This window comes from Actinomadura graeca (assembly GCF_019175365.1).
GTDB lineage: Bacteria > Actinomycetota > Actinomycetes > Streptosporangiales > Streptosporangiaceae > Spirillospora > Spirillospora graeca.
Genome location: NZ_CP059572.1, coordinates 4,767,971 through 4,787,219 on the forward strand (window position 1 = coordinate 4,767,971; position 19,249 = coordinate 4,787,219).

At 72.7% G+C, this 19,249-nt stretch carries 19 protein-coding genes; 8 read left to right on the forward strand and 11 right to left on the reverse strand.

All coding sequences use genetic code 11. The annotated features are described in order from the left end of the window. Window positions 1-4 precede the first annotated feature (4 nt). Window positions 5-604: a recombination mediator RecR gene (recR, locus tag AGRA3207_RS21170; protein WP_231328776.1), complete on the forward strand. Its 600-nt coding sequence runs from the start codon at window positions 5-7 to the stop codon at window positions 602-604. After that, window positions 597-1,142 carry a DUF5063 domain-containing protein gene (locus tag AGRA3207_RS21175; RefSeq protein WP_231328777.1) on the forward strand — a complete coding sequence of 182 codons (546 nt, stop codon included), beginning with the start codon at window positions 597-599 and terminating at the stop codon, window positions 1,140-1,142. Before recR ends, AGRA3207_RS21175 begins: the two co-directional genes overlap by 8 nt. Window positions 1,143-1,249: 107 nt before the next feature. Here the strand turns inward: AGRA3207_RS21175 and AGRA3207_RS21180 are convergent, their stop codons facing one another. Further along, window positions 1,250-1,780 carry a winged helix-turn-helix transcriptional regulator gene (locus tag AGRA3207_RS21180; protein ID WP_231328778.1) on the reverse strand — a complete coding sequence of 177 codons (531 nt, stop codon included), beginning with the start codon at window positions 1,778-1,780 and terminating at the stop codon, window positions 1,250-1,252. Window positions 1,781-1,877: 97 nt separating this feature from the next. On the opposite strand from AGRA3207_RS21180, the gene AGRA3207_RS21185 reads away from it, so the two are divergent. Continuing rightward, window positions 1,878-2,471: a dihydrofolate reductase family protein gene (locus AGRA3207_RS21185; RefSeq protein WP_231328779.1), complete on the forward strand. Its 594-nt coding sequence runs from the start codon at window positions 1,878-1,880 to the stop codon at window positions 2,469-2,471. Between the two features lie 73 nt (window positions 2,472-2,544). Here the strand turns inward: AGRA3207_RS21185 and AGRA3207_RS21190 are convergent, their stop codons facing one another. Continuing rightward, window positions 2,545-2,832 carry a hypothetical protein gene (locus AGRA3207_RS21190; protein ID WP_231328780.1) on the reverse strand — a complete coding sequence of 96 codons (288 nt, stop codon included), beginning with the start codon at window positions 2,830-2,832 and terminating at the stop codon, window positions 2,545-2,547. 351 nt (window positions 2,833-3,183) lie between these two features. Next, a complete protein-coding gene (locus tag AGRA3207_RS21195) occupies window positions 3,184-3,681 on the reverse strand; it encodes a winged helix-turn-helix transcriptional regulator (RefSeq protein ID WP_231328781.1) in 498 nt (165 codons plus the stop codon). A 90-nt stretch (window positions 3,682-3,771) separates the two neighbouring features. On the opposite strand from AGRA3207_RS21195, the gene AGRA3207_RS21200 reads away from it, so the two are divergent. Next, window positions 3,772-5,232 (forward strand): MFS transporter, encoded by a 1,461-nt coding sequence (locus AGRA3207_RS21200; protein ID WP_231328782.1) that lies wholly within the window; start codon window positions 3,772-3,774, stop codon window positions 5,230-5,232. Between the two features lie 38 nt (window positions 5,233-5,270). Here the strand turns inward: AGRA3207_RS21200 and AGRA3207_RS21205 are convergent, their stop codons facing one another. The 4 genes from AGRA3207_RS21205 to AGRA3207_RS21220 all read right to left on the reverse strand — a co-directional run bounded on the left by AGRA3207_RS21205 (window position 5,271) and on the right by AGRA3207_RS21220 (window position 8,859). Then, window positions 5,271-6,758 (reverse strand): pyridoxal-phosphate dependent enzyme, encoded by a 1,488-nt coding sequence (locus AGRA3207_RS21205; protein ID WP_231328783.1) that lies wholly within the window; start codon window positions 6,756-6,758, stop codon window positions 5,271-5,273. Window positions 6,759-6,769: 11 nt separating this feature from the next. Next, a complete protein-coding gene (locus AGRA3207_RS21210; protein ID WP_231328784.1) occupies window positions 6,770-7,084 on the reverse strand; it encodes a hypothetical protein in 315 nt (104 codons plus the stop codon). A 77-nt stretch (window positions 7,085-7,161) separates the two neighbouring features. Then, entirely contained in the window at window positions 7,162-8,460 is a 1,299-nt protein-coding gene (locus AGRA3207_RS21215; protein WP_231328785.1) for an ATP-grasp domain-containing protein, read from the reverse strand. Window positions 8,461-8,490: 30 nt separating this feature from the next. Next, window positions 8,491-8,859: an iron-containing redox enzyme family protein gene (locus tag AGRA3207_RS21220; protein ID WP_231328786.1), complete on the reverse strand. Its 369-nt coding sequence runs from the start codon at window positions 8,857-8,859 to the stop codon at window positions 8,491-8,493. A gap of 925 nt (window positions 8,860-9,784) precedes the next feature. Between AGRA3207_RS21220 and AGRA3207_RS21225 the strand changes: the two genes are divergently transcribed. After that, window positions 9,785-10,636, forward strand: a complete 852-nt coding sequence (locus AGRA3207_RS21225; protein ID WP_231328787.1) for an LLM class flavin-dependent oxidoreductase — start codon at window positions 9,785-9,787, stop codon at window positions 10,634-10,636. A gap of 104 nt (window positions 10,637-10,740) precedes the next feature. Beyond that, complete coding sequence (locus AGRA3207_RS21230; protein ID WP_231328788.1) at window positions 10,741-12,015, forward strand: aspartate kinase; 1,275 nt, start codon at window positions 10,741-10,743, stop codon at window positions 12,013-12,015. A gap of 245 nt (window positions 12,016-12,260) precedes the next feature. Here AGRA3207_RS21230 and AGRA3207_RS21235 read toward each other — a convergent pair whose 3' ends face one another. Continuing rightward, the gene (locus AGRA3207_RS21235; RefSeq protein WP_231328789.1) at window positions 12,261-13,247 is read right to left on the reverse strand and encodes a DUF2637 domain-containing protein; all 987 of its coding nucleotides are present in this window, start codon (window positions 13,245-13,247) and stop codon (window positions 12,261-12,263) included. A 417-nt stretch (window positions 13,248-13,664) separates the two neighbouring features. On the opposite strand from AGRA3207_RS21235, the gene AGRA3207_RS21240 reads away from it, so the two are divergent. Both AGRA3207_RS21240 and AGRA3207_RS21245 read left to right on the forward strand, forming a co-directional pair. Continuing rightward, entirely contained in the window at window positions 13,665-14,765 is a 1,101-nt protein-coding gene (locus AGRA3207_RS21240; protein ID WP_231328790.1) for an aspartate-semialdehyde dehydrogenase, read from the forward strand. A gap of 88 nt (window positions 14,766-14,853) precedes the next feature. Then, a complete protein-coding gene (locus tag AGRA3207_RS21245; protein WP_231328791.1) occupies window positions 14,854-15,522 on the forward strand; it encodes a TetR/AcrR family transcriptional regulator in 669 nt (222 codons plus the stop codon). Between the two features lie 27 nt (window positions 15,523-15,549). On the opposite strand, the gene AGRA3207_RS21250 is transcribed toward AGRA3207_RS21245, so the two are convergent. The 3 genes from AGRA3207_RS21250 to AGRA3207_RS21260 form a co-directional block, all read right to left on the reverse strand. After that, window positions 15,550-16,248: a hypothetical protein gene (locus AGRA3207_RS21250; protein ID WP_231328792.1), complete on the reverse strand. Its 699-nt coding sequence runs from the start codon at window positions 16,246-16,248 to the stop codon at window positions 15,550-15,552. 190 nt (window positions 16,249-16,438) lie between these two features. Beyond that, the gene (locus AGRA3207_RS21255) at window positions 16,439-18,211 is read right to left on the reverse strand and encodes a S9 family peptidase (RefSeq protein ID WP_231328793.1); all 1,773 of its coding nucleotides are present in this window, start codon (window positions 18,209-18,211) and stop codon (window positions 16,439-16,441) included. Between the two features lie 38 nt (window positions 18,212-18,249). Next, complete coding sequence (locus tag AGRA3207_RS21260) at window positions 18,250-19,173, reverse strand: serine hydrolase (protein WP_231328794.1); 924 nt, start codon at window positions 19,171-19,173, stop codon at window positions 18,250-18,252. Window positions 19,174-19,249 lie beyond the last annotated feature (76 nt).

The following is a 19,249-nucleotide window of genomic DNA, read 5'->3' on the forward strand; positions in this document are numbered from 1 at the left end:
TCCGTTGTACGAAGGGGTGGTTCAGAACCTCATCGACGAGCTGGGCAGGCTGCCCGGCGTCGGCCCCAAGAGCGCGCAGCGGATCGCCTTCCACCTCCTCGCCGCCGATCCGGCCGACGTCGAACGGCTGGGCATGGCGCTCAGGGAGGTCAAGGACAAGGTCCGCTTCTGCAAGACGTGCGGGAACGTCGCCGAGGAAGAGGAATGCCGGATCTGCCGTGACGCCCGCCGCGACCCGCAGGTGATCTGCGTCGTGGAGGAGCCCAAGGACGTCGTGGCGATCGAGAAGACCCGCGAGTTCCGCGGCCGCTACCACGTGCTGGGCGGCGCGATCAGCCCGATCGAGGGCGTCGGGCCGGACGACCTGCGCATCCGCGAGCTGATGCAGCGCCTCGCCGACGGTACGGTGACCGAGCTGATCCTCGCGACCGACCCGAACCTGGAGGGCGAGGCGACCGCCACGTATCTCGCCCGGTTGGTGAAGCCCATGGGCCTCACGGTCACCCGTCTGGCCAGCGGCCTGCCGGTGGGTGGCGACCTCGAATACGCCGACGAGGTGACGCTGGGCCGCGCATTCGAAGGACGGAGGCTGCTCGATGTCTGACACCAACAGCCCGCAGGACTGGAACGTCCTCGCCGAACGCGTGGCGCGCCACGTGGACAACTATCTGAACGGACTGGAGGCCGTCGCGCGCGGCGACGGCGGATCCCACACGGTTCCGCTGCTCCTGCTGGAGGTGTCGCAGGTCATCCTGGCCGGCGCGCAGCTCGGCGCCAGCGCCGACGTGATCCTTCCCGACAACTGGGAGCCCGAGGTCGGCGACGACCCCGACCTCGACGCCGTCCGCCAGGGGCTCTCCGAACGGCTCGCCGCGCTGGACGAGTACGTCGAGGTCTTCGACCCCTACAAGGACACCGAACCCACCGCCTACCGGCTGTCGGACGACCTGGTGGACGTGGCCAGCGACCTCGTCCACGGGCTGCGGCACTACCAGCAGGACCGTCCGCTGGAGGCGCTCTGGTGGTGGCAGTACTCCTACTTCAACCACTGGGGCAACCACGCGGGCGCCGCCCTGCGCGCCCTGCACGCCGTGGTCGCCAACGCCCGCCTGGACGTCGCCCACGAGACCGCGACCGCCTGACAGCGGGCACGGTCCTGGGCCCCGACGCCGCCTGATCATGGGCGTGGGGCGGTCCGTCCGCGAGCACGGTTCCAGGATCGGGCCGCTCCCATGCGCGCGCGCCCTTGTCAGAGCGCGGCGGCGTACGCCTGGGCCAGGCGTTCCAGGACGCTCGGACCGTCTCGGTCTCTTGTGGGGGGACGACCCCCCACACCCCCCGGAACGGGCCGTTCCGGTTCCGGTGCGCCCAGATGGACGGTCCGCAGCTCGGCCATGAACTCCTGCCAGAGCTCCGGGCCGCCGGCCGCGAGCAGCTCCGCCCGCACTCGCAGCCGCCTGGTGGTCGGGCGGTGGCGCAGACCCCACTCGCCGAGCTGGGCGAAGACGGGCACCAGCTGGATCGACGCCTCGGTCAGGCTGTAGGCGGCCCGCCGCCCCGGCCCGGCGTCCTCACGGGTCAGCAGCCCGGCGGCGACCAGCCGCTTCAGCCGGCTGGAGAGGATGTTGGAGGCGATGCCCTCCTCCGATCCCGCGAGCAGTTCCCTGAAGTAGCGCCGGTTCCCGAACATGACGTCGCGCAGCACCAGCAGGCTCCAGGCGTCGCCGAACGCCTCGACCGCGGCGTTGATCGGGCACCCCGAACGCGCCGGTTCCGCCAACGCAGACCCCTCCTCCCAACCGGTTGCAATCTACCACTGGTTGTCCTAGCGTGGGCGTACTGATTGCAATACGCAAGCGGATGGCGGGAGGCGGGGGATGGGCGACACCGGGCCGCAGACGGCGGGCGGGAAGGTGCTCTGGCACTTCACGATGTCCCTGGACGGGTTCGTGGCCGGACCGGATCACGAGATGGACTGGCTGGACGGCGCCTCGTTCCGTCCCGGCCTGATCGACGAGTACGTGCGGTCCACCGGTGCCGTGCTGGGCGGGCGGAACGGCTGGGACGCCTTCCCGGACGCCGGGAACATCTATGGCGGCGCCTGGGACGGGCCGGTCTTCATCCTCACCCACCACCCCGAGGACGCGGAGCCAGCAGACCGTGTCACGTTCCTGGACTGTGACCCGGGCGAAGCCGTCCGGATCGGGCTGGAGGCGGCCGGGGGCAAGAACCTGGAGGTGTTCTCGCCGGGCATCGGCCGTCAGCTTTTCGAGCGGGGACTGATCGATGAGATCGACCTGCACATCGCGCCGGTGCTGCTCGGCGACGGCATCCGGCTGTTCGACAACCCCGGGGGCGCGCCGATCCGCCTGCACCGGCTCGGCGACGGCGAACCCACCGCGGTCGTGAACGTGCGGTACCGGCCTGCCGCGACCGCCGCGCATCCCGCCGGGGAGGCGCCGGGCGGCTGAGCGGCGGCGGGCACCACGCGGGCCCGGCCTGACCGTCCTCGATCGGGCGCGTCAGACCGGGCCCTGAGCCTCTCTAGGACGAGGGGGTGGGGCTCACCGGGGCGCCGAGTGTCCAGGCGATCTGCTCGGCGGCCTTCTCGGCGTCACGGTCCAGCTGACCGCCGTCCGGGCCGGATATCCACAGGTAGAGCTCGACGTCCCCGTCCCAGACGATCGTCGCCGTGCGGTCGCGGTAGCCGACGCGCAACCCGTCGTCGGGCGGCTGGACGGACACCTGCGGGGCGCGGCGGCGCAGCGCGGCGAACAACGAGTCCAGTGGCCCGTACCTGCGGGCGGGCGGCAGCTCATCGAACGGGGGCATCTGTTCTCCTCGGCAGCTCTCGTGTCGGCCGGTGGTCCGGCATTCCGGCCGTCCACCGCGGGCTTGCGACGTCCGCCATTCGTCGCGTGTGGCGGGAGCGGCACGGTGACCTGGTCGCACGTCCCCGCCGGGCATGGTCCGGACGCGACAGGGCCGCCGATGAACGGGACGGACCGCGGTGCAGCGTCCACCCCCGCCTTTACCTAGACGCCTTCCTCCGCTTCGGGGAGGACCGCCGGAAAGGACACCGCGCGAAGCGGGGAGTTTTCCATATCCCTTCCGATAGGACATGGCGACTAATGCGATGGGTGGCGTTTCCCGGCGTCCGCGACGGCGCTGCTGAGCGGTTCTTCACACGGTGCCGGTGGTGAGTGCTCTGCGGGCGATCGCGTCGCGTTCCGCGGCCTCTTGTTCGGCCGCCTGCTGCTCGGCCGCGATACGGGCGTCGTAGGCGGCGCGGGCGGCGGCGATCGCGTTCTGGTGCGCCTCCGTCCACGTGACCAGGGAGCGGATCGTCTCGTGCAGGGTCGCGCCCATCGTCGTGAGGGCGTAGTCGACGCGGGGCGGGACGGTCGGGTGGACGGTGCGGGTGACGAGGCCGTCCCGCTCCAGGTGCCGCAGCGTGCGGGTGAGCATCCGCTGGCTGACGCCGTCGATCCGGCGGCGCAGCTCGGTGAAGCGCAGCGAGCGCTGGTCGAGCAGCGCGATGACGAGCAGCGACCATTTGTCCGCGATGCGGTCGAGGATCTGCCGGACCTCGCAGTCGTTGCGGGTGTCCCACTGGAGGACGTCCTCGTCCTGGGCGGTATCACCGCAGTTACCGGGGGACACGAAAGTTCCGTCTTCCATGGCCCCTCATGGTGACCGACGATGCTGCCGGTAACAAGAGGGAACCGGCGTCCATCAGGGGAACCGGTCCTCACCGAGAGGAGTCGGCGCATGTCCACATCCGCATCCGGCGGACGTGCCTGGGCGTCACTGGCCGTGTTGTGCGGCGCGGTCTTCCTGGAGGGGATCGACGTGGCGATGCTCAACATCGCGTTGCCGTCGATCCGGGAGGACATGGGCCTGTCGACGGGCATGCTCAGCGGCGTCATCAGCGCCTACGTGCTCGGTTACGGCGGGTTCATGCTGCTGGGCGGGCGCGCCGCCGACCTGCTGGGGCGCCGCCGCGTGTTCCTCACCTGGCTGGTCGTCTTCCTGGTGTTCTCCGGTCTCGGCGGGTTCGCGACGGAAGGGTGGATGCTCCTGGTCGCCCGGTTCGTCACCGGGGTCGCCTCGGCGTTCATGGCCCCCGCGGGCCTCGCGCTCGTCACGGCCACGTTCCCGGCCGGGCCCGCGCGGACCAGGGCGCTCGGCCTCTACGCGGGCCTGGCGTCGGGCGGCTACTCGCTCGGCCTCGTGGCGGGCGGGCTGCTGACGGCCCTCGGCTGGCGATGGGTGTTCTTCGCGCCGGTCCTCATCTCGGCGGTGATCCTGGCCGCGGCCGTCCCGCTGGTCAAGGAGCCGGACGCCGGACGCGGGCCGTCCGGGGGCGGGTTCGACCTCCTCGGCGCGTTCGGGATCACCGGCGCCATGATGCTGCTGGTGTACGGGGTCGTCCGGCTGGAGAGGCCCGGCGACGGCGCCGGGCTCACCGCCGGTGTCCTCGCGGGCGGAGTGGCGCTCCTCGCCGCGTTCGTGGTGGTCGAGCGCAGGTCCGCAAGCCCGCTCGTCCGGTTCGGCGTCTTCAGGTCGGCCGCGCTGGTGCGGACGGACGTGAGCGCGCTGCTGTTCCTCGGCGCCTTCGCCGGTTTCCAGTTCCTGATGACGCTCTACCTCCAGGAACTGCGCGGCTGGACGACCTGGCAAACCGGCCTGGCGCTGCTCGTCGTCGCCGTGGACACCGTCCTCGCGCCGACCCTGACCCCGCGCCTGGTGCACCGCTACGGCAATATCCGTGTCCTGTTCGCCGGGCTTGTCCTCGCGGCCCTGGCCTACGGGCTGTTCCTGCCGCTCGGCCTGGACTGGGCCTACGCCGTCATGTTCCCGATCATCGCGCTGCTGGGGGTGTCCTTCGCCCTGGTGTACGGCCCGCTGACGATGGCCGCGACGGAGGGCGTCCACGAGGGCGAGCACGGCCTGGCGGGCGGCCTGCTCTACACGGCGATCCAGTTCGGCAGCGCGCTCGGGTTGTCGGCGGTGACCGCCGTGCAGGTGGCGGCGCTCGACGGTGGCGCGCTCGGGGGTCCGCTCGGGGGCGAGGGGATCGGTGCCGTCCGGACGGCGTTGGTGGTCCCCTTCGCCGCTGCGCTGCTCGCGGTCCTGGTCACGGCGTTCGGCCTCCGCGACCGCGGGTCGGGTCGTGCCGGGACGGGTCGGGAGCCCGCCACGGCCACCGTCCAGGAGGCGAGACGGTGACGGCGGCGGGCTTCGCCGTCCTGCGCACCGCGTCCTTTTCACCCTGGCGGCGGCTCCGGACGATCGTCCGCGGCACGGGGCTCGTCGGCGTCCGCCAGGTGGGCGAGCAGGTCCTGCGCAGTGATCAGGCCGACGGGCCGCCCGTCGTCGAGGACCAGCGCGGCGCCGTGCCGTTCCAGCAGCACGGCCGCCTTCCCCGCGGGCTCACCGGACCCGACGATCGGGAAGGGGGACGCCATGTGGTCCTCGACCGGGGAGCCGGGGCCCGCTTCACCGCGTACCAAGGCGTCGAGCAAGCCGCGTTCGGTGACGGAGCCCACCACGTCGGCGGCGGCCGCGAGCGGCGGCTCGGCGCGCAGTACCGGCAGCTGGGAGACGTCGTGCTCCCGCATGATCGAGACGGCGGTGCCGACGGTCTGCCGCGGGCGGACGTGGACGAGCGCGGCACGCGTCCCGCAGCCGAGGGCGGCCTTGCGCGCCAGGACCCGACCGACCCGGGCCTCCTCGGGGACCGGGGACGCCGGTGACCCCGCAGACCCCGCAGACCCCGGCGGCGTGGCCGGGAAGCCGTACGCGGCCATCCAGGCGTCGTCGAAGATCGTGGAGAGGTAGCCGCGCCCGCCGTCCGGCAGCAGGACCACGATCACGTCCTCGGGTCCCGCGCCCGCGGCGACCGCGCGCGCCGCGACCACCGCGAGGCCGCCCGAACCGCCCACCAGCAGGCCCTCCTCCCGGGCCAGGCGGCGCGTGGCGGCGAACGCGTCGCCGTCGCCGACGGCGATGACCTCGTCGCAGACACCGGGATCGAACGCCGCCGGCCGGGCGTCCTCGCCGACGCCCTCCACCAGGCAGGACCGGCCGGTCCCGCCGGAGCGGGCCGGGCCCCGGGGCTCGGCGCCGATCACGCGGACGCAGCCTCCGGAGACCTCCTTGAGGAAGCCGCCCGCGCCGGTGACGGTCCCGCCCGTCCCGATCCCGGCGACGAAGTGGGTCACCCGCCCGTCGGTCTGCGCCCAGATCTCCGGGCCGGTCGTCTCGTAGTGCGACAGCGGATTGTGCGGGTTGGAGTACTGGTCCGGCCTCCACGCCCCGGACGTCTGCCGGACGAGCCGGTCCGACACCGAGCGGCAGGACGCGGGATCACCGGGGGGCACGGCGGCCGGGCAGACGACGACCTCCGCCCCGTAGGCGCGCAGGGTGCCGAGCCCGTCGGCGGAGATCGTGTCGGGGCATACCAGGAGGCACCGGTATCCGCGTTCCCGTGCCACGATCGCCAGCCCGATCCCGGTGTTGCCCGTCGTGGCCTCGACGATGGCGCCGCCCTCCCGCAGGTCTCCCGCGCGCTCGGCGGCCTCGACCATCCGGACGGCGATGCGGTCCTTCACCGACCCGCCCGGATTGAAGTACTCGACCTTCGCGGCGACGAGCGGAGCGCCCCCGTCCCGGTGCCCGCCGCCGAGGACGCCGCGCAGCCGCAGCAGCGGGGTGCCGCCGACCAGTCCGATGAGCGAGTCGGATACGTGCACCGGGAGCCTCCTCAGCGAGCCGTTCCGGACTTCCCCGCCTCGACGGGCGCCGCGTCCCGCACGACCGCCCCGTCCTGCACGATCACCTCGTCGGCCCCGGTCGCCGCCTCCCCGGCGGGCGGCGCGGCCGCCGGCGTCCCCGCGGCGGGGGCGGCGCGGGGACGCCGGTGGGTTCCGCGCACCCGCCGGTGGGCCCCGCGGCTCCGGCGGCGGGCGGCTCCCTCCGCGCCGAGCGCGATCGCCCCGGCCATGGCGGCGAGCACGAGGGGAAGGGCGCCGAGGAAGGTGGAGGCGACGAGCATCGCGCCGCAGAGCACCAGGAACACCGGGGAGGCGTAGAGGCGGATCCCCGTGGGCCCTCGCCGCGCTCGCCCCGGGGCCTCGGCCCGGGGTGCCCGCCCGCTCATCGCCGGGCCTCGAACGTCGCGACCGGGGTCGGCCGGATCCCCAGCAGGCCGCCGATCTCGGAGAGGAGCCGTTCGCACAGGTCCTCGGCCGCCGCGGGCGTCGCGGCGACGACGCGGACCATCCCCCGGACGTCGAGTTCGCCGCCCATCCCGCGCAGCCGCGTGCCGGGGGTGATGTCCGTCCAGCCCGAGTGCAGCCGGGGACGGATCGCCTCGAACCAGTCGGGGGACAGCCCGGCGGAGACGGCGCGGTCGTCGGCGGACGTGATGAACGAATGGCTGGCACCTCGCTCCGCAGGGAAGGGCACGGCCGGCCCGGCGGCTCCGGTGTGCAGGTCGACGAGCGTCGCGAACAGGTCGCGGTCGGTCGCCGCGCGCACGAGGTCGGGGACGGCGCCGCCCGCCATCCGCGGGTTCACCTCGATGAGGCGGGGCCCGCCTTCGGTGAGGACGGCCTCCACATGGAACAGGCCGAAGTCCAGCCCGAGCGCCTCGCAGACCTGGACCGCGTAGTCGCCGAGGAGCCGCTCGTCGCAGGCGCCCAGCCCGCAGGGCATCGTGGACCCGAGGTCCAGGATCGGGTTGTCGCGCCCGGACTTGCGGCGCACGATCACCAGGGGGGTCAGGGCGCCGCCGTCGCCGAGGACCACGATGGAGAACAGCGGGCCGACGGCCATCTCCTCCACGAGGAAACGACCGTCCAGCTCCTCGGCGACGCCCCGTTGGAGGGAGCCGGAGCGGGCGGCGATCTGAGTGAAATGCTCTTCGATGTCGTCCTGTGACCGGGCCACGGCCGTCAGCACCGCGCCGAACCCGCCCGGCGGCTTGACGACGACCGGGAAGCCGATGGACGTGGCCGCCGCCACCGCCTCCGCCACCCCGGCGACCACGGCGAACCTCAGGTTCGGGATGGCCCGGTCGTCGAGGATCCGCCGGCACGCCCCCTTGTCCCTGGCCGCCGTGATCGCATCCGGGGACGTCCCCTTGACACCGAGGCGCCGGGCGAGGTCGGCCGCGGGCAGGGCGCAGGCGTGGACGGTGCTGAGCACGGCGTCCACGCCCTCCACATAGATCCCGGCCGCGCGCATGGCGCCGACCAGCGCGCCGATGTCGTGCGGGTCGTCGACCTCGATGCAGCGGTCGGCGAGCCGCCGCGCCTCCGCGCGCTGCCCCGGTGTGAGACAGAAGTCGTAGGCGGGCGCGTACAGCAGTGTCGTCTTGTGGCCGGAAGCCCTCGCGTACTCCAGCGCCTGGAGCCCGGGGCCCGTCGTCGCGACGAAGATCAGGTTGCTCAATGCCGGTCCTTAGCCAGTGCTCTTCCGCCCTCACGCCTGCGGACGGAACTCCTTCCACGCCCGTTCGCGGACGGCGAGGGCGCGGTCGAGCCGCCGGAGGACGCCGATGGCCGTCTCCGGCAGCAGGTCGGGCCGCTCCCCGGCGATCGGGGCGACCATGTTGTCCAGCCGGCCCCGCGCGTGCCCGATGTCGATGGTCACGTGCTCGCGGAGGTGGCGCAGGTCCCGGTCGTCCAGCCCGAGTCGGCGCCACACGTCGAGCCGGCGGTCGGTCCGCCCGGGGACGGCCGGTTCCGTGGCCGTCAGCATGCCGGCGGCCTGCGGTGCCGGCCGCCGGTCCGCGACGGCCTTGAAGTGCGTGTTCGCCAGGCGCAGCTGTCGCGCCAGTGGGACGGCCACGGGTGCAGGATCCGGTGCGCGTTGATCTCGTAGCGGAAACGGTGGACGTCGAGTTCCGCGGCACTGTCGTCGTGGCCGAACCCGCGGACGACGGCGACCGGCCGGGAGGCTCCGTGCGGGTCCCGCTCCACGCGCCGGGCGTGAGCGGTCCCGTGATGTGCGCGGCGGGGTTCGGCTCCACCCCGCCCATCGCTCCATGTCATGGGAACTCCAGCTCATGACGATATGTCGCACTCGACAAAGCGGGGTATGCCTGAATGCACATGATGTGTCCGGTGCATCGGCAGCTCGGATACTGGCATGCTCTCTTTGTCCGGGCAAGCCTCGGATCAATGGCTTGACGCCGCCGTCCGCCTCTATTCGAGGGGCCGACCAGCGCTTCCCGGATATTCTCGCTTCTCGGACTGGCCGGATCCGGCCTGTGGTTCATCCGTATTTACCGAAGCGGCGAACCGGTGATCATTTGAGTGGTGTTCCCGCAGGTGGGATCAGGTCGGTAGCGGCGGACGTGACGGGAGTGATCCTGGAATTACCCCGCGGCGTCGTCAGAGGTCCGGACGCCCGCGCAAGGTGCCGTGGAGGGGGTTACAGATCGGTGTATGGTCTATTTTATCGTGATGGTCCGTTCCATGGAACGGGACCATGAAAGATCGATCACACGGTTTTGGAAGCGCGTTGTTCAGGCGTCCGCAAGTGAAACTCCCGAGAGATTCGGGACGGTCGTGATCGCATTTTTCGGACAGAACAGTCGTCCCTGTCACGGGTGGCGGCACGGGCCTCCGGCACGGTGCCCGGCGCCGCCACCGGTTCTTCCCACGAGACACAGCGGAGGGCAACCCGCGGGTAGGTGAATTCTGACCCTCGATATCCCCTCTCCTTGTGAGATCCGATTGCCCTTCCCGGCCGGGCGGCGCAGCATGGCAGGGTGAGGTTTTCGATCAACATCCCGAACTTCGGGGACTTCGCCGACGCCAAGACCGTCGCGGCCGTGGCCGAGGCCGCGGAGCGGACGGGCTGGGACGCGCTGTTCGTGTGGGACCACGTCGTGCACGTCAAAAGCCAGCGCAGGGCCTTCGGCGATCCCTGGATGCTCCTGACCGCGGCGGCGCTCGCGACGAAGCGGATCAAACTCGGCACACTCGTCACGCCGGTCGCCCGGCGGCGGCCCCAGCAGCTCGCCCGGCAGGTCGCCACGCTCGACGCGATCAGCGGCGGGCGCGTAATCTTCGGCGCCGGTCTCGGAGGCCCCGTCGAGGACGAGTACGGCTCCTTCGGGGAGCCGACCGACAACGTCGTCCTCGCCGAGCGCCTCGACGAGGGGCTCGACCTCCTCGCCCGCTACTGGACCGGCGAGCCGGTGACCCACAAGGGGAGCCACTACCAGGTCGACGACGTCGCGTTGCTGCCCCCCACGGTGCAGCACCCGCGGCCGCCGGTCTGGGTCGCCGGGTACTGGCCGAACAAGGCGCCGATGCGCCGGGCGGCCCGCTGGGACGGCGCCGTCCCCCTGTTCGGCCACGAGTCGGGCCGGCGCCCGCCGTCCCCCGGCGAGGTCCGCGAGCTGACCGACTTCGTGACCGGGCAACGCGACGGCCGCGACGGCTTCGACATCGTGGTCGGCGGTGTCAGCCGCCCGTCCGACGGTCCCGACCTGCTGGCGTCGCTGGCCGACGCCGGAGCCACATGGTGGGACGAGCGGCAGCCCGCCAACGGCCTCGGCAAGGACAGGCTCGCGCCCGTCCTCCGCCGCATCGAGCAGGGTCCGCCCCTCCTGTGAGGAGCTGCCCGGCTCTGAAGAGTTACCTGCCTGTGACCCGGTTCCGGCGCCTCGGTAGACTCGGCGACCGATACGCCTGACCCCGATCCGAGGAGCGCCCACCCGTGGCCCTAGTCGTGCAGAAGTACGGTGGCTCCTCCGTCGCCGACGCCGAATGCGTCAAGCGGGTCGCCCAGCGCATCGTCGCAACGAAGAAGGCGGGCAACGACGTGGTCGTCGTGGTCTCCGCCATGGGCGACACGACGGATGATCTCATCGACATGGCCAAGCAGGTCAGCCCCCTGCCGCCGGGCCGCGAGCTGGACATGCTGCTCACCGCCGGCGAGCGGATCTCGATGGCGCTGCTGGCGATGGCCATCGCGAACCTCGGTCACGAGGCCCGCTCGTTCACCGGCTCCCAGGCCGGTGTCATCACCGACGGCTCGCACGGCCGGGCCAAGATCATCGACGTCACGCCCGGACGCATCCGCACGGCGCTGGACGAGGGCTCAATCTGCATCGTCGCCGGCTTCCAGGGCGTCTCCCAGGGGACCAAGGACATCACCACCCTCGGGCGCGGCGGCTCCGACACCACCGCCGTGGCGCTCGCCGCCGCGCTCGACGGCGACGTCTGCGAGATCTACTCCGACGTGGACGGCGTCTTCACCGCCGACCCCCGCATCGTCTCCCAGGCCCGCAAGCTCCCGAAGATCTCCTACGAGGAGATGCTGGAGATGGCGGCGAGCGGCGCCAAGATCCTGCACCTGCGCTGCGTGGAGTACGCGCGCCGCTACAACATCCCCATCCACGTGCGGTCCTCGTTCAGCCAGAAGGAAGGCACGTGGGTCGTCGACAGCAGCGACATCGAAGGGCACGACATGGAGCAGGCGATCATCTCCGGCGTCGCGCACGACCGGAGCGAGGCCAAGATCACCGTCGTGGGGGTGCCCGACAAGGTCGGTGAGGCCGCAACGATCTTCACGGTGCTGTCCGAGGCCGAGATCAACATCGACATGATCGTGCAGAACGTGTCGGCGGCGTCCACCGGGCGCACCGACATCTCCTTCACCCTGCCCGCCAGCGACGGGCAGAGCGCCCTCACGGCCCTCAACAAGCTCCAGGAGCGCATCGGCTTCGAATCGCTGCGCTACGACGACCGGATCGGCAAGGTGTCGCTGATCGGCGCGGGCATGCGCTCGCACCCCGGCGTCACCGCGACGTTCTTCGCCGCCATCGCCGACGCCGGCGTGAACATCGAGATGATCTCCACCTCGGAGATCCGGATCTCGGTGGTCGTCGCCCAGGACGACATCGACACCGCCGTCGCCGCAGCGCACCGCGCCTTCGACCTCGACGCCGACCAGGTCGAAGCCGTCGTCTACGGCGGCACCGGCCGCTGAATTTATTCCAATCCCGGCCCGAGCGGGCTCGCCTGGCGGCTCGCCCGCTCGACCGTGCTTGGGGCGAGCGCGTCATCGCTTCGCGATCAGCCCGCGTGAGGCTCGCCTTCGGCTTTGCCTCACGCGGGCTGGTATCGCGCTCGCGTGCCACTTGAGGTCGTTTGTGCACCCGTCTTCCGCGTCCGCCGCGGCTGGCGCCGAGTCCCGGGGTGGCTGGTGTCTTCGCTACCTGGCTTCGGGCCTCTTCAGGGGGTTGGGCGGGTCAGGCGGTTCAGTAGGCGCTGGCCCTGGCGGGGGCTGAGCTGCAAACGTCTGCCCAGCTCGGCGCCGGTGATGCCCGGTTCCGCGGCCAGGATGATCTGTGCGCGCGCTTCCGTCCCCGCCGTTGTCGTGGTCAGGGCTGAGGCGCGGGTGGGGGGCGGTGCCGTCTGGCGGCCGCTGGGGGCTTGGGCGGGGGGTCTCGGTCCGCTCTGGGGGGCCGGGGGCGGCTTGTCTTCTGGGACGGGGTGGGGGGTGGGCTGCGCCGGGCGGGGATCGGGAGGGTGGCTTGGCGCGGGGGGCGGCGGGGGTGTCATGATCTCGGTGACGCGGGCCAGGGCCTGGTCCAGCATGACGCCGTCGGACAGCATCCACACCACGTCCGCTGGGGCCTGGCGTTTCCAGGTGCGGCCGTAGCGGTCGCGCAGCAGGGCCAGCGCGTGGCGGCGGCGCTGCTCGGCGACGAGTGCGCGCGGGTAGGACGTGATCTGCCACAGCACCATCCGCCTCCACAGGCAGAACGTCGAGAACGGGGCCAGGAGCCAGCGCGCGATCGGGATGCCCTCGCGGACGATCCCGGCGGCAATCCCCGCGCGGCGGCGGATCGCGTGCCGGACGGCCTCGACGAACGTCACGAACAGCACCGGCATCGCGGCGTGCATCACGACACCGGCCGGGTCGCCGTCGGCGGCCGACACGTTCAGCCACACGGTCGCGCCGGTGAAGGCCATCGCCATCCACCGCAGCGCCGGCATCGGCATGGCCAGCCATTCCAGGAGCAGGGCCACCGAGACGAGGGCGAGGATGCCGAGGTCCACCCCGGCCGGGACGATCCACGCCTGGCCGCCGAACCAGGGCTCGGCGACGTCCCGGACGGAGGCGAAGGAGCCGTAGCCGCCGAGCCCGGCGAGACCGGCGAAGAACACGCCGCCCACCGCGGCGAGGATCCGCTGGGACCACGTCAGCGGCCGCATCGCCGGAGAGACCGGCTCCGGCGGGAGGGGCGGGGGCGGCGGGGGCACCGGAGGCGAGGGTGCCGACACCGGCGGCATAGGCGATGGCGGGGCCGCGGGGCCGGAGCCCGCGGTCCTGTCCACGTCCACGGCGGTCATCGTTGTCCCTTTCCGCGCGCCCGGGCGGGGGCGATCGGTCGCTGATCTCCATGGGACCGTAGCGTGGCGGCGCCCTTGATTCAGGGCAAAAACCCACGAATGGTGTAAAAGCGCCGGTCAGCGCCGGGCGGTCGGCAGTCCGCCGGGAGTGAGCCGCATGACGCAGACCGCACGGCGGAGCGGTGCCACGGTTGCCGCGTGGGAACCGGCCGCGTCCGGCAGGAGTTCAGGTGTGTGGACGGGCGGACGCGACTCGATGACGAGAGGGTGGGTGCGACCATGGGCTCGACTACCGGGCCGGGCACCGCCAGAACAAGGGACGGGCGGGCGGGCAGGCCCACCCTCGCAGTCGTCGGCGCCACCGGAGCCGTCGGCGGCGTGATCCTCGACCTGTTGTCCACCCGCCGGAACGTGTACGGGGAGATCCGCCTGGTCTCCTCGCCCGGCTCGGCGGGGCGGAGGCTGTCCGTGCGCGGCGAGCCCGCCGAGGTGGTCGCCCTCGCGCCGGAGGTCTTCGACGGCGCCGCGATCGCGATGTTCGTCGTCCCGGACGAGGTGTCCGCCGCGTGGGCTCCGGTCGCGGCCGCGCGCGGCGCCGTGGTGGCGGACGACTCGAACGCGTTCCGGATGGCCCCGGACGTGCCGCTCGTCGTCCCCGAGGTGAACCCCGACCGGGTGCGCGACCGTCCGCGCGGCATCGTCGCGAGCCCCGGCTGCACCACGCTGGCGATGATCGTCGCGCTGGGCGCGCTGCACCGCCGGTACGGGCTGCGGGAGCTGGTCGTCTCGTCCTACCAGGCCGCGTCGGGGGCGGGCCAGGACGGCATCGACACCCTGTACGCGCAGATGGAGAAGGTGGGCGGCGACCGGGCGCTCGGCAACCGCGCGGGCGACGTCCGCGGTGCCGTCGGCGAGCTGGGACCGTTCCCGGCGCCGCTCGCGATGAACGTCGTGCCGTGGGCGGGCTCCCCGGCGGAGGGCGGCTGGAGCTCGGAGGAGCTCAAGATCCGCGACGAGGTGCGCAAGGTGCTCGGCGCCCCCGACCTGCGGGTGTCGGCGACGTGCGTCCGCGTCCCGGTGGTGAAGGCGCACTCCCTGTCGGTCCACGCGGTGTTCCGGGAGCGCGTGGAGCAGCGGGAAGCGCAGGCGATCCTGGCCGGGTCGCCCGGCGTCGTCCTCTGCGACAATCCCGAGCTGCACGAGTTCCCGACGCCCGCCGACGTCGTCGGGACCGACCCGACCTGGGCCGGGCGGGTCCGGCGCTCGCTGGACGACCCCCGGGCGCTCGACCTGTTCCTCTGCGGCGACAACCTCCGCAAGGGCGCGGCGCTCAACACCGTCCAGGTCGCCGAGCTGATCGCCGCGGAGCTCACGCCTTGACCGCCGTTCCGGACACGGCGGTCACGTCCGGTGAGGGCGCGGTTCCCGGCGGGAGCAACCGGGCCCGGCGGGCTTTAGGCTGGCAGGCGTGACCGAGACGAAGGCCGTGAAGTCCGAGCAGACGCGCGCCCTGATCGTCGTGACCGCGCTGAAGCTGTTCCGCGAGCGCGGGTACGAGGCGACGACCATGCGGGCCATCGCCAAGGAGGCGGGCGTCTCGGTCGGCAACGCCTACTACTACTTCGGGTCCAAGGAAGAGCTGATCCAGGCGTACTACGACGAGCTCCAGGAGGAGCACGCCGCCGCCTGCCGCGCCGTCCTCGCCGCCGAGAAGGACTTCGCGCCCCGCCTGCTGGGCGTGCTGAAGGCCAGGGTGGACACGATGGTGCCCTACCACGAGTTCGCCGGGAAGTTCTTCAAGTTCGCCGCCGAGCCGACCAGCCCGCTCAACCCGTTCAGCTCCGAGTCCGGCCCGTCCCGCAACTCCGCCGTCCAGATCTACCGCGAGGTCGTCGACGGCTCCAGCCTCAAGATCGACAAGGAGTTCCGCAAGGAGCTGCCGGAGCTGCTGTGGCTGTACTCGATGGGAATCGTCCTGTACTGGGTGCACGATAACTCCCCGGGCTGCCGCAAGACCTACCTGCTCGTCGAGCGGACGGTCCCGCTGGTCAACCGCATGGTGTCGATGTCGCGCATCCCCGGCTTCAAGTCGGTGACGCGGGAGCTCGTCGACGTCATCCGCGACGTCCGCGCCTGAGCGGGCCCCGGGCGCCGGGCGCCGGGCTCAGCGGAACAGGATGTCCCAATGGTCCTTTTCACGGGCGAACAGCGCGCCTGACGGCGCCTGGTACAGCTTCGCGCCGTCGCCCCGAACCCCCGCGAACCGGTAGCGCGTGATCGCGCGGTCGACGCAGCCGCCCGTCGCGATGTCGAGCTTGTACCCGTTCCCGTGGCTGTACTGCCCTCCCGCGTGGCCGTCCTCGGTGCCCCCGGTGACGGTGATCTCGCAGCCGCTCTCCTCGGCGAAGTCCAGCAGCCCCTTGAGCGAACTCCACCGGAGCCCCTCGAAGGACGTGCAGGTCGGCTTCGTCCGCTCGGAGCAGTGGCCGGTGGAGCGCCAGCCGATGCCGCTCCCGCGCAGCGCGTACTTCGCGAACTGCTGCTCCAGCCGCGGCGACGCGGGCATCTCCGGGACGTCCGAGCGCGGCGGGATCGTCCGCCCGTCCCGCCCGAGCGCCGGCGCCGTTCCCGTGCGGGGTGCCGCGGACGCGGAGGGCGTGCAGATGAAGAACACGGCGGTCGCGACGGCGAGGCCCGCCGCCAGCGCCGTCAGGCGGACCGGTGGACGGCCCGCCGGGGCGCCGTGCGGCTGCGTCGCGGCCGTCGTGGTGGTCGCGGCCGGTGCGCGCCGTCGTGTCGTGGTCGTCGCGTCCGGCGGTGGCGTGCCGGCCCGTCCGGGCATGGCGGTGGTACGGAGCGGCATCCGGTCCCCCCGGTTCGGCTCTCCGGCGCGGAGAGCGACGGTTCGAGCGCGCCGCCGCCTCGGACGGCGGCGCCGGGGGGCCACCGGTCGTCCCGGACCGGTTCCTGCTCACTAGCGGCCGTTCGGAGGAATGCCCGCCCCTCCGATCTTGTAAACCCGGGGCGGGCCGCGCCGCGACGTCCCGTCCCAGTCAGGACATACGCAGATGCTTCCGGGCGAAGTCGATCTCGGCCGCCATCTGGGTGATCCTCTCCTCGACCACGAGCGAGCCGTGCCCGGCGTCGTACCGGTACACCTCGTGCGGCAGGCCCAGCTCGTCCAGCCGCGCCAGGTAGTTGTCGATCTGGCGGATCGGGCATCGCGGGTCGTTCTCCCCGGCCAGGATCAGCACCGGCGCCCTGACCCGCGACACGTAGGTGATCGGGGACGACTCGCGGTAGCGGTCCGGGACCTCGTCCGGCGACCCGCCGAACAGGGACCGGTCGAACGCCTGGAGACCCTCCATCTCGTCCTCGTAGGCGGCGACGTAGTCCGCGACGGGCACGGCCGCGACCGCGACCGTCCAGTCGTCCGGCTGCGTGCCGATGCCGAGCAGGGTGAGGAACCCTCCCCAGGACCCGCCGGTCAGGACGAGCCGTTCCGGGTCCGCCAGCCCCGAGGACACCGCCCAGTCGCGGACGGCCTTGACGTCCTCCAGCTCGGTCAGCCCGACGCGGCCCTCGATGGCGTCGCGCCACACCGAGCCGTAACCCGTCGAACCCCGGTAGTTGACCCGCACGACCGCGAACCCGTGGTCCACCCACGCCGCGACCGCCGGCGCGAACGAGTCGTCGTCCTGCGCGGTCGGGCCGCCGTGGACGTCGAACACCGTCGGGTGCGGGCCCTCCCCGCCCGGCCTGCTGACCAGCGCGTGGATCCGGCCGCCCGGACCGTCCACCCACGCGTCCACGACCGGCACCGACGGCGGCGCCGCCGGGCCGGGGGGCGTCATCACGATCTCCCCGGAGGTCGACCGGATCACCGGCGGTTCCGCGGCCGACGACCAGGAGAACTCGACCGTGCCGTCCGGGCGCACGTCCGCGCCGCCGATCACGCCGCGGGGCGTCTCGATCGGCAGGAGGGCGCCGGTGCCGAGGTCGTACCGGTACAGCTCGTCCCGCGCCTCGTGCGAGTGGGAGACCAGCAGCGCGGACCCGTCGGGGTACCAGCTCGCGCCGATCTCGCCGGGCAGGTCCAGGACGACCTCCCGTTCCGTGCCCGCGACCGGATCCCAGATCAGCAGCTCCTCCTTGCCGCGACGCTCGTGCCCGACGAGCAGCCGCGTGTCGCCGTGCACCGGCGCGAACCCGGCCCCGTAGACGCCCTTGCCCGGTCCGTCCCACAGGTCCGCGACCGCCGTGCCGTCCGGGCGGACGACGCGCAGCGCCATGTGGCGGCTGTCGCCGTGCTCGCTGTGCCCGATCGCGATCAGCGCCTCGTCCCGGGAGAGCCCGGCCACGTGCGCGTCCTCGGCGTGGTGGTAGAGCACCTCGGGCTCCGCGCCGGGCCGGCACAGGTGCACCGTGGTCCCGCCGTCGGTCGTCCGCCCGACGGCGGCGAGGCCGCTCGCGCCGAGCGCCAGCCCGGACGGGTACGACGGCTCCAGCCCCGGCACCGCCGGAACGCTCTCGGTGCCCTCGGCCGCGCCGAACGCGACGCGCCTCCAGACGCCGAACTCGTCGCCGTCGGTGTCGGCGAACCACCACACCCACTCGCCGGACGGGTCGACGCCGCCCATCCACGTCCCGTTGGGCCGTTCGGTGACCTGCCTCCGCTCCCCGGACTCCCGGTCCCAGGTGTAGATCTCCCACGTCCCGGTGACGTTGGACCGGTAGATGCTGTGGTGCGGGGCGTCACGTGCCCAGCGGGGCAGGCTCATCCGGGCGGCACGGAACCGCGCCTTCCAGCGCTCTTCGTCGACCATGCCCTCAGTATCCCGCTCCCGCGGCGCCGCGGGCGGACTCAGCGGCCGGGCGGGACCGAGCCGTCCGACATCTCCCACGCGTCGCTCGGCGTGCTCTCCGGCGCCGTCGGCCGCATGCCCGGGTTGAGGTCGCGGTGGACGGCGCGGGCGACGCGCTCGATCGTCTCGACGCCGTAGGCCATCGACGGCGTGTCCCGGGTCAGGACCACGATCATGTAGTCCGCGCCGCCGCCGTCGAACGCGCCGATGCTGTGGACGCGCCAGGAGCGCCCCTGGCGTGGCAGCCAGCCGTTCTTCACATGCCACGTGACGCCCGCCGGGCGCCCCGCCGGGGTGCCCCAGCGCTGGGACGCGACGACGCCGTTCATCAGCCTCAGGGCGTACGCGCGGGCCTCGTCGGACAGCAGCGTGTTCGACGCGGTGAAGCGGCCGAGCAGCCGGAGCTGGTCCCTCGCGGTGATCTGCGTCAGCCCCCAGTAGCCGGACGGGCCGAGCGTGGTCTGCGTCATGTCGGCCCCCGCCAGGAACCGGCCCAGGCGGGCGCGGCCCACCGAGCGCCACAGCGCGGACGCGGCGCCGTTGTCCGACCGCGCGATCATCTTGGTGGCCAGGGACTTCTCCGACGCGGTCAGCGGCCGTCCCTCGTCGGCGGCCTGGCGCAGCAGCGCGCCCAGGATGGTGGCCTTGACCACGCTCGCCGAGTCGTAGCGTCCGCCGTCCGCCACAGCGCAGCGGATGCCGCGCTTGCGGTCGTACACGGCGACCGACTCCGTCCCGGTGCGTCCGGACAGTGCGGCCTGGATCCGAGCGCCGAGCTTCTTCGCGATGCCGGGCTCCCCGGACGAGGCGCACGGCCCGGCGGACTCGGGCGATGCCTGGACGCCGGCCGCGTGCGTCATCATGGCGGCGAGGGCACCGGCGGCGAGGGCGATGAACAGGGGGCGGGAGCGGAGTCCTGTCACGCCCGCCACGGTAACGACCACCGGGCGGGAAGTCGCGGCCATGACCGGCAACGGTCCGATGATCTCTCAAGGCCGC